General features: G+C 70.0%; 7 protein-coding genes and 1 pseudogene. 3 read left to right on the forward strand and 5 right to left on the reverse strand.

What is annotated here, in order from left to right; genetic code table 11:
* Window positions 1-2: 2 nt before the first annotated feature.
* The 3 genes from ACIF9R_RS20515 to ACIF9R_RS20525 all read right to left on the reverse strand — a co-directional run bounded on the left by ACIF9R_RS20515 (window position 3) and on the right by ACIF9R_RS20525 (window position 4,262).
* A complete protein-coding gene (locus ACIF9R_RS20515; RefSeq protein WP_399981888.1) occupies window positions 3-620 on the reverse strand; it encodes an RNA polymerase sigma factor in 618 nt (205 codons plus the stop codon).
* Between the two features lie 229 nt (window positions 621-849).
* Window positions 850-1,806, reverse strand: a complete 957-nt coding sequence (locus tag ACIF9R_RS20520; protein ID WP_399981890.1) for a zinc-binding dehydrogenase — start codon at window positions 1,804-1,806, stop codon at window positions 850-852.
* Between the two features lie 98 nt (window positions 1,807-1,904).
* On the reverse strand, window positions 1,905-4,262 hold the full coding sequence (locus ACIF9R_RS20525; RefSeq protein ID WP_399981892.1) for a beta-L-arabinofuranosidase domain-containing protein: 2,358 nt from the start codon (window positions 4,260-4,262) through the stop codon (window positions 1,905-1,907).
* Window positions 4,263-4,842: 580 nt separating this feature from the next.
* Here ACIF9R_RS20525 and ACIF9R_RS20530 point away from each other — a divergent pair.
* Window positions 4,843-6,246, forward strand: a complete 1,404-nt coding sequence (locus ACIF9R_RS20530; protein WP_399981895.1) for a glycoside hydrolase family 43 protein — start codon at window positions 4,843-4,845, stop codon at window positions 6,244-6,246.
* A gap of 207 nt (window positions 6,247-6,453) precedes the next feature.
* Here ACIF9R_RS20530 and ACIF9R_RS20535 read toward each other — a convergent pair whose 3' ends face one another.
* Window positions 6,454-7,287, reverse strand: a complete 834-nt coding sequence (locus tag ACIF9R_RS20535) for a TetR/AcrR family transcriptional regulator (protein ID WP_399981897.1) — start codon at window positions 7,285-7,287, stop codon at window positions 6,454-6,456.
* Between the two features lie 251 nt (window positions 7,288-7,538).
* Here ACIF9R_RS20535 and ACIF9R_RS20540 point away from each other — a divergent pair, with 251 nt between their 5' ends.
* Together ACIF9R_RS20540 and ACIF9R_RS20545 are read left to right on the forward strand one after the other, a co-directional pair.
* Window positions 7,539-9,791: an MMPL family transporter gene (locus tag ACIF9R_RS20540; protein ID WP_399981900.1), complete on the forward strand. Its 2,253-nt coding sequence runs from the start codon at window positions 7,539-7,541 to the stop codon at window positions 9,789-9,791.
* 199 nt (window positions 9,792-9,990) lie between these two features.
* Entirely contained in the window at window positions 9,991-10,476 is a 486-nt protein-coding gene (locus ACIF9R_RS20545) for a GNAT family N-acetyltransferase (protein WP_399981901.1), read from the forward strand.
* 1,327 nt (window positions 10,477-11,803) lie between these two features.
* Here the strand turns inward: ACIF9R_RS20545 and ACIF9R_RS20550 are convergent.
* Window positions 11,804-12,062 (reverse strand): annotated as a pseudogene (locus ACIF9R_RS20550) (IS1380 family transposase); the annotation flags it as partial.

The following is a 12,062-nucleotide window of genomic DNA, read 5'->3' on the forward strand; positions in this document are numbered from 1 at the left end:
CTTCAACGCGGCTGACTGTCCGCGGTCGGCATGTGGTCCTGTTCGATCACCTGGCGCAGCCGGTGCAGGCCGCGGCGGGCGTGACTCTTGACGGTCCCCAGGGGCACACCGGTGCGTTCCGCGATCTGGACCTGGGTCAGGTCCTCGTAGAAGGCCATGCACAGCACCTCGCGCTGAGCGCGCGGCAGCCGGGACAGGGCCTGGACGAGCAGCACGCGGTCCAGTACGTCGTCCGGTGCCGCCGCATCCGATCCGCCGGGGGCGTCCCTCTGGGCGGCCGAGTCGACGAGGGACAGGCGCCTCGTCCTGGCCGCCAGCGCGTCAACGATCTTGCGGCGGGTGATGCCCACCAGCCAGGCGCCGAGCGCACCCCGGTCCGGGCGGAAACCGTGCCGCCCGCGCCAGGCGCCGATGAAGACCTGCTGGGTCACGTCGTCGGCCTCGTGGGTGTCGCCGAGGGACCGGGTGGCCATGGTGTGGACGAGTGACCCCCAGCGCCGGTAGATCGCCGTGAACGCCTCGGCGTCGGCGTCGACCAGCCCCCGGGCCAGTTCTTCGTCGTACCGCGTCTCCTCCACGGGCGGGACGGGAGCGGTGGTGGATCGCGTGCGGGTGCTCATGGCCTGACTCCTCCTGCCGTGCGCGTGGTGCCAGTGTTGAACGCGGAACGACGCAGAACAACATGCGTCGTTTGTGCGTCGCACGGTGGAGTGGGTGGAGTGTTCGGCGCGGACCCGGCGCGCGATGCGCGACGGAGGCGGGCCCGTTCGCCTGCGCTTCAACAGCGGTGGCCCCGAACCGCTTCGCTTCGGTTCGGGGCCACCGGGGACGTGTGCCGTGCTGGCCGGCTCAGTCCTCGTACAGGGCGATGAGGCGGCCGACGACCCCTCCCTTGCGGAGCTGCTCCAGCCCTTCGGGGATCCGGGCCGGCGTGATGCGGTTCAGCGGCGGGTGGAGGTCGCCCGACCGCATGAGCTCGTAGAGCTCCTCCAGATCCTGCTTCGTGCCCGACTTGGAGCCGAGGAGCCGCAGCTGCTTCAGAATGATCGCGTTGGTGCTGATCGTCGCCTCGAGGCGGCCCATGCCGACCTGCACCAGCGTGCCGAACTCGCCGAGCGTCTCCACCGCCTCGGCGGTGGTGGTGCCGAAGCCCGCGTAGTCCACGATGAGCTCGAGGTCCTTGTCCGCGAACTCGGTGATCGATTCGGCGACGCCCGCCAGGCCCACCTCGCCGGCGAGCTCCCGGGCGGCCGGGTTCACCTCGGCCGCGTACACGGTGGCGCCCTTGAGGACGGCGGTGCGGGCGCCGATGTAGCCGAGGCCGCCGAGGCCGATCACACCGACCCGCATGCCCTTCTTCGCCCCGCCGAGCGCGACCATGGCGTGGTACGAGGTGAGACCCGCGTCGGTCGCCATCGCGCCCAGCTCGAACGACAGCTCGTCCGGCAGGCGCACCAGATTCGCGTCGGTCGCGCGCACCTTGGGCCCGTAGCCGCCGTCCCAGGCGCCGTAGCCGATGGCGTCGCCGTCCGGCATCAACGGCGCGAGCCCGACGCGGTCACCGACCTTCCAGTGGCCCATGCCCTCGCCGACCTCGCTGATCACGCCGGCGTTCTCGTGCCCGAGCGTCATCGGAAGCCGCGGGAACATCGGCATCCAGCCCGCGTCGTCCATCGCGCTGACATCGGAGTGGCAGAGACCGGCGGCCTTGACGTCGACGACGACCTCGCCCGGTCCCGCGTGCGGCGCCGGTACCTCCTCCAGGGTGAGCGGTTGGTTGGTTCCGTGGAAGCGCCAGGATTTCATGGTGTCGCGTGTCCTTACTCTTGTCTCTCGACTCTTGTCTCTCGATCCGGATCCTTCCGCATCGGGATCATCCGTTCCGGCAGTTGCCCTGGCCGACGTCAGTTGTACGGCGTCGTTGTAGTACGGCGTCCGGCTCGACCCGCACCGCGTACGATGCGCCATCGGTTGTCGGCCGTGCCGTCGTCCGCGTCCTGGACCGCGAAGGCGCCGACGGCGGTGGAGTCGCCTGCAATGGCGAGGAGTTTGCCGCTGTGGGCGTTGCGGATCCTGTAGGTTCCGTCGTTCTGGTCGAGGAGGGTCCAGCGGTGGTCGGCGGTGCCGTTGTCCGCCCATTGCAGGACGGTCGCTCCGTCGGCGGTGGACATGTCCCGGACGCCGAGGACCTTGCCGCTGTGGGCGTTGCGGAAGCGGAAGGCGCCGGCGTCGGTGATCATTTCCCACTGGTGGTCCGCGGTGCCGGAGTCGGTCCACTGCAGCGCCCGGGCGCCGTCGGCGGTGGACATGTCCTGTACACCCAGCACCAGCCCGCTGGCCGCGTTGACCAGGCGCACGAGGGGAAGGGCGCCGGTGTTCCAGTAGACGGCGTAGTTGTGGCCGTGGGCGTCGTGGAACGGGCCCAGGTTCACGGTGGCGCCGGCCGCCGTGGCGGTGAAGGCGAGGGCGCTGGTGCCGGTCCGTCGGATCGAGGCGGTGTCCAGCGGCGGCGGGGCGCCGAGTGCGGTGTCGCCGTAGTCGCCGGACAGGACGACCGGACCGTAGGTGATCGCGGCGATGTTCGGGTCGTCGTTGGCCGGGCGCATGACGACCCGCATGGGCAGGCGGACGGTGACGGTGTCGCCGGAGGTCCATGCGCGGGTGAGGGCGGCGTAACTGCCGGGTGTGGCGGTGATGTTCTGGGGGACGCCGTTGACGGCGACGGTGGCGCCGGTGGTCCAGCCGGGGATGCGGACGCGCATCGTCCAGGTGCCGGCCGTGCTGCCGGTGACGCGCAGGGTCGTGGTGTCGCTCGCCGGGTAGGAGGTGGTCTGGGTGACGGTGATGCCGCGTTCGGTCCAGGTGAGCACCGACGGGACGAACAGGTTCACGGTCAGTGTGGTGCCGGCGTAGTAGTAGAGGGAGTCCATCAGCCGGGTGTGTATCTCCAGGCCGGTGCCCTGGCAGCACCAGAAGCTGCTGTAGTCGGTGCTCCAGGTGCCGCCTCCCCAGGCTGGGCCGACACCGCGCCGGCCGCCGGGGGCGAGGGGGGTGAAGTAGGTGACGTGGCCGTGGGGGTCGGCCGGGTTCTGCTGGCCGATGATGTGGTTGAGCCATGCCTGTTCGTAGAAGTCGAAGAACGCGGCCCGGTTCGGGTCCAGGGCGAACAGTTCACGGGTGAGGGTGAGCATGTTGACGGTGTTGCAGCTCTCGCAGGTGTCCTGGCGCAGGTACGCGGCGATGGCGTTCGGGGCGCGGAAGTGCTCGGCCTGGCTGTTGCCGCCGATGGCGTAGGTGTGGGTGCCCACGCAGATGTTCCAGGCGTTGGTGGCGATGTCGCGGTAGCGGGTGATCCCGGTGGCTTTGTACTCGCGGGCCGCGCCGATCCACTTCGGTACCTGGGTGTTGGCGTGCAGACCGTCGAGCCGGTCCTGGTTCGCGGCCAGGGGGTCGAGGACGGCCGCGTGGTCGAAACGACGGGCGACGGTGAGCCAGCGCACGTCGCCCGTCTGCTGGTACAGGTCGGTCAGCACGGCGTTCATGCCACCGAATTCGGTGCCCAGCATGGCCTGTGTCTGCGCCGGGGTGAGCCGGCCGGTGCGGGTGTCGACCCACCCTGCCAGGGCCAGCAGTACGTCGCGGGCCTGGGTGTTGCCGAGGTGGCGCCACACGTCCAGCAGACCGGTGAGGGTCTTGTGGATCGTGTAGTAGGGCACGTTGCCGTTGCTGAGGGTGCGGGCCTCGAGGGCGGTGAAGTCGGACTCCGGGTAGCCGGAGAGGTATCCGGCGGTGAATCCGGCGGTGCTGTTGTTGGCCTGGCACTTGGCCAGCTCGGCGACCATGTACACCGCCTTGTCGCGGCAGACCGTGTCGCCGGTCACGGCGTACACCTGTGCCCAGGCCGTGAGGAAGTGGCCCTGGACGTGGCTGCGGAAGGGGAACGTCGGCGCCTCCCAGCCACCGGTCGCGATCGCGCCGGCCGTGGAGAGGCGATGGTTGGCGCGGAAGGTGTACAGCAGCCGGTCCACGTCGACGAACCGCAGATAGCTCGCTGTGCGGTTCTGGTTGTCCAGCCAGCGACTGGGGGTCAGTCGGACCTGACCGAGCGCGAAGGGGTGGGCGAGGGCTCCGATGTCGGCGCGCGCCGGCGGGACCACGGAGGCGTGCGCGGGAGCGGCGCCCAGGAGGGGACCGGAGGCGCAGGCGGTGGCCGTGGCTCCGGCGATCTGCAGGAGGCGGCGTCTGCTGAGGGAGGAGGTCATCGTGCCCTCTTTTCCGTATGGGTGTGGGGGAGGTGGTGAGGAGTGAAGGAGGGTGTGGTGCGGGCGGGAAGGACCGGTCGGACACGGGAACCGGCCCGTACGGTCGCGATCCATGCCGACAGCCGCTTGCCGGTACCGGACGCACAGCGGTGTGCCCAGCCAGTGACAAGGCGCGCATGAACGTCTCCTCGCGGTCGGAAGGAGCGGAGGCCGGACAGGCGGAAAGGGGCGCTTCGCGAACGAGCAGGGATGCGCACCGGCGGGTGACTGTCTCCGTGTGTTCGATATATCGAAAAGCGTTCGGAGCGACGCCGGAACGATAGAGGGCCCGTCATGCGGCGTCAACACGGTCGACGCCTTCCCGTGCCACCGGGTATCGGAAGTCGACCGCGCGGCGGCGCGGCGAAAGAAAGGTGCGCGGGAAGCGTTGACGGACCACGGTCAGGGTCGTACTTTCCGATCGACTCACCGAACCATGTTCGTAATATCGAACAACGGTCACGCTGCCGGGTCGGCTTCCCGCCGGCGCCGCCGTCTGCCGCAGTTCGTCCACCCCCACCGACACGCCCTCGGAGAGCCCATGAGCGCACGCCCCCACAGCCGGGCCATGCCGTCCCGCAGACACTTCCTCGGTGCCGCCGCGGCCACGACGACAGCCCTGGCCACCGGCCTGTCACTGGGCGCCGGGCCGGCCCACGCCGCCGACTCCGCCTACGTCATGGGCTACTTCACCGAGTCGCCGAACGGTCTCGGTGCCGACTACGGCCTCCACCTGGCCGTCAGCACGGACTCGCTGAACTGGACGCCGCTGAACCAGAACAACCCCGTCGTCACCCCCACCGCCGGGGCCGGCGGGCTGCGCGACCCCTTCATCCTGCGCAAGCGCGAGGGCGGCTTCATCGTGCTGGCCACGGACCTCAAGGGCACCGACTGGGGCTACAACAGCCAGACGATCCATGTGTGGGACTCCGCCGACCTGCGCACCTTCACCAACTACCGCCGACCCCACCTGCACGACATGGTCACTCACAGCTGGGCCCCGGAAGCCTTCTGGGACGCGAGTCGTGGCCAGTACGCCATCATCTACTCGTCGGTGAACAGCAGCGGTCACGGCGTCCTGATGGTCAACTACACCAGCGACTTCACGACCGTCTCCGCACCGCAGGTGTTCTTCGACCCCGGCTACGACATCATCGACGGCGACATGGCCGTCGGCGTCAACGGCGTCAACTACCTCTACTTCAAGAGCAGCAGCACCGGCGGCCTGGTCGGCGCCCGCTCCACCTCACTGAACCCGGGCAGCTTCACGCCGTTCAGCACATCGGTCGCACACGGGGGCACCGAGGCGCCGACGCTCGTGAAGTCCCTGACCTCGGACACCTGGTACCTGTGGGGCGACACCTACACGCCCAACGGTGTCCTCTACGCCTGGCAGACCGGCGACCTCGCGGCCGGTACATGGACCCCGGTGGACCAGAGGCTCTACACGCACCCGGTCAACGCCAAGCACTGCACCATCACCCCCATCACCGCCGTGGAGCACACCAACCTGCTGGCCCGCTGGGGTGCCCCCGCCTGGAACCGGCTCAAGTCGTACAACTACCCGGCCCGTTACGTGCGCCACGCCGACTACCTGGCACGGATCGACACCTACCCCTTCGACCCGTACCCCGACTCGCAGTGGAAGCTGGTCCCCGGGCTGGCCGACTCCTCCGGCGTCTCCTTCCAGTCGGTCAATCACCCCACCCGCCACCTGCGGCACTACGACTACGCACTCCGCCTGGACGCGAACGACGGCAGTACCGCTTTCGCCCAGGACGCCACCTTCCACCGGGTCGCCGGCCTGGCCGACGCGTCCTGGTCCTCCTTCCGCTCCCACAACCTCCCCACCCGCTACATCCGGCACTCCGGCTACGCCCTGCGCGTCGACCCGATCAGCACCGCCACCGACCGCGCCGACGCCACCTTCTCGGTCGGCCACTGACAGGGCGCCCCACCCACCTCCACTCAGCCGTCTCCCACCGCAGCACATCCCGCCCCGAAACCCGTTCCTCGTACCGGCACGCCGCCTCGAGCCGACGCTGACGGCCCGACGGCCCGACGGCCCGACGGCCCGACGGCCCGACGGCTTGGGCGATGGGCAACAAACGATTCCGGAACCGCCCACTGCTCACCCGTACATGACGGTTCGTCAGAGCCTCTTCGCGGACGGCTCCGGTGCGGGCCCGGGGATCCGGCGGTGGGTGTCGGTGAGCAGGTGGTGCATCGCCATGCGGAAGATCTCGGCCTGGTGGCCGCCGAGGAAGGTGGTGTGTCCGAACACCTCGAGGACGACCAGGCCGTGCATATGGCCCCACGCGCTCAGGAGCAGCGCCGCCGCGGCGGGCGGCAGGGGTTCCGGGCCCTCCGCGTCGCTCAGCAGGTCCAGGTGGGTCCGGAGCGGGGCCGGCAGGGCGTGGGTGTCGGCCGCGGCGAGTTGGTCCTGGCTGAACCCGCTGAAGAACACCTGCTGGAAGACCGCGCTCATCCGGCGCATCGCCCGGGTGGTGGGGCCCTCGACGGGCGCCGTGTAGTCGCGCAGAGGGGTGCCGTAGATGAGCTGGAACCGTTCGGGGTGGGTGACGGCCCAGGCGCGGTAGCTCTCGCACGCCTTCACGAAGGGCGGGACGGGTTCCCCGGGGGCCGGGGTCCGTCCGTCGGCGGGGGTCAGACCTTCGGACGGGGTGCCGACGGCGGTCTGCACGGCGTCGGCCAGGTCGTCGTACGCCCTGGTGATGAGCACGGTGACCAGGGCGTCCCGGTTCGGGAAGTAGTGGTAGAGCGCCTGGACGGTCATGCCGAGGCTGCGGGCGACGGCGCGCAGGGAGAGGGCGGCGGGACCGTGCTCGTCCAGGTGGCGCTCGGCGGCTTCCACGATCTCCTGGGTGGCGACGGCCCGCCGTCGCTGGCGCAGCGAGAGCGGTGCGGGACCGGTCACGGGCGGGGACGTGGCGCCGGTGGTCGTGGCCGGTGGGTGTTCGGGCATGCGGCCGAGCCTACGACAGGGATCCGATGGGGCGTCAAGAGGCTTTACAGCATGGACGTTAAATCTGACACTGCCAGAAAATTCTCCCTCTGCCAAAGAATGCGACGCCTCATTAACGTCGTGCTCGCGACGAGGAGAGCGACACCGCGCCCACCCGGACCGGGCTCAGGGTGTGGGGGTTGCCGCGCCGGCCCACTGGGGCGTCCGGCGGACACGTCGTCACCCCACCTTTGATTCGAAGGAGATACGGCGTGTTCGAACGCTTGGCAGAGTTGGTGATCCGCCGGGCCAGGTTGATCCTGGCCGTGGCCGTCGCGGCGGTCGTCCTCATGACCGTGGTGGGCGCGGGCGCGTTCGACAAGCTTCTCGGCGGCGGCTTCGACGACCCCGCCTCCGAGTCCAGCCGGGCCGCCGAGGTCATCGACGAGAGATTCGGCGGGGAGACGAACCTCATCCTGCTGGTGCGCGCCTCCGACGGCGATGTCGACGCCTCCGGCGCCCGGCGCAGCGGCGAGGCGCTGGTCGCCGAACTGAAGGAGGAGAAGCGGCTCACCAACGTCGTCTCCTACTGGGAGACGGACAACCCCCTGCTGCGGTCCCGGGACGGCAGCGAGGCCATGGTGCTGGCCCACGTCACGGGCGACGAGACCCAACAGCGGCTCAGCGCGAAGGAGTTGCTGGAGACCTACACCGGCACCTACGACGGCACGCTCACGGTGCAGGCCGGCGGAGGCGCCGCCGTGGGCGGCGAGCTGTCCACACAGGTGGTGGACGACCTGATCCTGGCCGAGGCCATCGCGATCCCGCTGACGCTCATCCTGCTGCTGTTCGTGTTCGGCAGCGTCGTCGCGGCGCTGCTGCCGCTGGTGATCGCCATCATCGCCGTCGTCGGCTCGCTCGCCCAGCTGTCGCTGCTCGCCGATGTCACCGATGTCGCCGACACCGCGACCAACCTCACCACCGCCCTCGGCCTGGGGCTGGGCATCGACTACGCCCTGCTGATGGTCAGCCGCTTCCGTGAGCAGCTCGGGGCGGGCGCGAGCGTGGAGGACGCGGTGCGGCGCACGGTGAGCACCGCGGGCCGTACCGTCGCGTTCTCCGCCGCGACCGTGGCGGCGGCGCTCGGCGCGCTGCTGGTGTTCCCGCAGTACTTCCTCCGCTCGTGCGGCTTCGCCGGCGTCGGTGTCGTTGCCATCGCGGCCGTCAGCACGCTGTTCGTGATGCCGGCGCTGCTCGTCGTGCTGGGTCACCGGGTCAACGGCGGGCGGCTGCCGTGGGCGAAGCGGGGACATGCCGACGCGCGGGCGCCGATGTGGGGGCGGCTGGCCCGCACCGTCATGCGGCGGCCGGCGCTCACCGCGCTGCCCGTCCTCGCCGTGCTGGTGGTGGCGGCGAGCCCGCTGCTCGGCATCACCTTCGGCATCCCGGACGAGCGGGTGCTGCCCGAGGATGCGGGGAGCCGGCAGGTCTCCACGGCGCTGCGGGGGAACTTCGACGGCACCGAGGAGGCCGCCCTGCACATCGTCATCGACCAGGCCGTGCAGCGGGGCCCGCTGGCCTCGTACGCGTCGACACTGTCCGGTCTCGGCGGTGTGGTGCGGGTCGAGACCAGCACGGGCACCTACAGCGGGGGGAAGTCCGGGGCGGACGGTGCCGGCAATCCGGCGCTCGGGCGGGACGACGCCCAGCGGATCACCGTGGTGAGTTCCCTGACGCCGAGGTCGGAGGCGGCACAGACGCTGGTCGAGGAGACGAGGGCGGTCACCCCGCCCGGCGGGACCCTCGCCCTGGTCGGCGGCAGTGACGCCCAGCTGGTCGACTCCAGGGAGTCCATCGGCGACCGGCTGCCCCTCGCCCTGGCCCTGATCGTCCTCACCACCTTCGCCCTGCTCTTCCTGTTCACCGGCAGTGTCGTGCAGCCGCTGCGGGCGCTGGTCCTGAACGTGATCAGCCTGGCGGCGACGCTCGGCGTCATGACGTGGATCTTCCAGGACGGCAACCTCTCCTCCCTGCTCGGCTTCACCCCGCAGCCGATGGAGATGGCGATGACGGTGCTGATGTTCTGCATCGCCTTCGGCCTGTCGATGGACTACGAGGTGTTCGTCACCAGCCGCATCAAGGAACTCCACGACCTGGGCAAGGACAACGAGACCGCCGTGGCCGACGGCCTCGGGCACACCGGGCGCATCGTGAGCGCGGCGGCCTTCCTGCTCGCGGTGAGCTTCTTCGCCTTCGGCACCTCGCAGATCAGCTTCATGCAGATGTTCGGCCTGGGCAGCGGGCTGGCCATCCTCATCGACGCCCTCGCCGTGCGCGGTGTGCTCGTCCCCGCCGCGATGCGGCTGCTGGGCCGCTCGGCCTGGTACGCGCCACCGTTCCTGCGCAGGTTCCACGACCGGTTCGGGCTGGACGAGGGCGGACCGGCGACGGCCACGGTGCCGGCAGCCGGTCAGCCGCAGGCCCAGGCACAGCCGCCGTACGTGAAGGACTCGACCCGAGTCTGACCACGCGACCCGCCCGACCGACCGCCGTGCACGAGCACCGGCGGCCGGGCGGCCCCGCGCCGCACGGGCTTGCCGGCGTCACCCGGCCTGCCGAGGCCGAGGCCGACTCCCTCGCCTTTCCCGGGAGCCGTGCAGGAGCGCCTGCCCGAGCAGCCGACCCGCCGCACGAGGGCGCTCCGCGGTGCGGAATACTCTCCTGATGGGTTCACGCACTTCCCCGATCGAACCGATCACGATACGGAGGGCCCTCGCGCGGGACGCCAAACGGCTCACGCGGCTCGTGCGTGGCTCAGGCGCCTACGAGGGCATGTACGCATCCGCGGTCGCGGGCTACCGGGTCGGTCCTGATTACATCGAGGCCCACCGCGCCTTCGTGGCCGTCGGCGGCGACGAGCATGGAGGCCGGGTCCTCGGGTTCTACTCGCTCGTCCTCGCGCCACCGGAGCTCGACCTGCTGTTCGTGGCCGACGACGTGCAAGGACGGGGTGTCGGACGGCTGCTCGTGGCGCACATGCGGTCCGAGGCCCGTGCCGCCGGGCTCGACCGTGTCCTGGTCGTGTCGCACGTCCCCGCCGAGGACTTCTACCACCGCGTCGGTGCGGTGCGGACCGGGACCGTGCGCGCCAGCCCGCCCGCCGTGCCGTGGGACCGTCCCGCATTCGAGTTCCGCATCCCTTCCGGATGACACGGTACGCCGGCCGGTGTCCTCGTTCCGGCGGGCCTGCCCGTGCCGGCGAGCCGTCGGCTTGCCCGGGCTGTGTGAGATTTCCTGAGACGTGAGAGGGTCTGGGGCGTGAGCGAGACACCACCCAACACCCTGCAATACCGCTTTGACGGGCCTGAAGACGCTCCGGTTCTGATCCTGGGTCCCTCCCTGGGTACCACATGGCACAGGTTGTAGAGACCGTCCAGGGGCGTCTGTGCCAGTCCACTGCGGGCATGAAAATGCAGGTCGGAGCCTCTTGGTCCGAGAGCGTCTACCCAGTTGGTGATGGCTGTGTGTTACGCGGGTGATATGGCGAGGCCCCGCCGCGGTCCGTCATGGCGGGGCCTCTGCCCGGATCCGTGAGACGTCGAAGCCGCACCGGAGCGCTCCGGTGCGGCTTCGACGTGAGGTCGAACGCGTTGGCGCGCACGATGCGGTCGGTGCCTCCAAGGGGTCCGTGTGCCTGTAACTCTCTCGGGTGCCTGATTTGCGATCGCACCCGCTCATCCGTCCGTACCCGGGTGCCTTTTCCTCCCAGCGCGACTGGGACGCGTGAGTGTGGGATCGACGGCCGGATCGACTGGCTGGCTACCGGCAGCTGAACTCGTCATCTCGGCCTGTGGACAGGCCACGGCTGCATCGCTGTCGCGTGTGACGTCTATGTGGGCGTCGATCCGTACTCCCGTAACTGCTACGTCATTCGCCGTTAGGTGGCAGGTGCTGGCGCGTAGGACGCGTTGGGCTCCTCACTCAGTCAGGTTCCTGCGTCACTTGTAGGGACGACGGGTTTGCGATCGCAGCTGCTGGGGATGTCCGTGTTGGCGCGAGTACGAAGACGAGGCCTCGCCGAGTGTTTGGCGGGGTCTTCTCGCATCGCGATTTTCATGTTGCGGCTGTGCTTGCCATGATCGGACGAACCCTGGGCAACTTCCCGGTGGCTGCGAGTGGTTATCAAAAACTGTACGCCTGGCACAGATTCAGTAGCCGCTGTCGGCCATCACCGTGGTGCGGCCGACAGCGGCCTTGGCACCGAACACGTCACCAGGGACGTTCTCCGAGTCCAGCCCCTTCTGGCCCAGCACGGCTGCACCATCCCACCCTCACCCCGGATCCACCGGCTGATGTTTCGGAGGTCCGATTTCTCGCCGGGGGCTGATGGTGGTGTGGGGCACGGGTTCGAGGGCGTGCAGCGCCTGCCGCGCTCGGGTCGCGGCCTGTCCGGGGTGTCTTTCGAGTCGGGGCTGGGGTGGTGGCGGTGTCGCCGGTGGCCGGTGTGGCCGTCAGGGTGCGGTGTGGATGGAGGCCGTCAGGGTGTCGATGGCAAGTGGTGGACGGCTTCGAACAGGTCCTGGTAGGCGTCCTGCCAGGGCCAGTTGGCGGGCAGGTGTGCGGTCAGCTTGGTCCTCGCGGTGCGGGCGAGTCGGGCGGGGACGTGGACCAGGTGGGCGCGGAGTGTGGCGGTGGTGGCCCTGGCGTGGAAGGCCGAGGCGAGGGCGCCGGCGGCCCGCAGCAGGTTGTGCGACATGGCCCACAGGGTCAGCCAGGCGGCGTTCGCCTGGAAGTTT

This window comes from Streptomyces sp. NPDC086080, assembly GCF_044540255.1.
Taxonomy (GTDB): domain Bacteria; phylum Actinomycetota; class Actinomycetes; order Streptomycetales; family Streptomycetaceae; genus Streptomyces.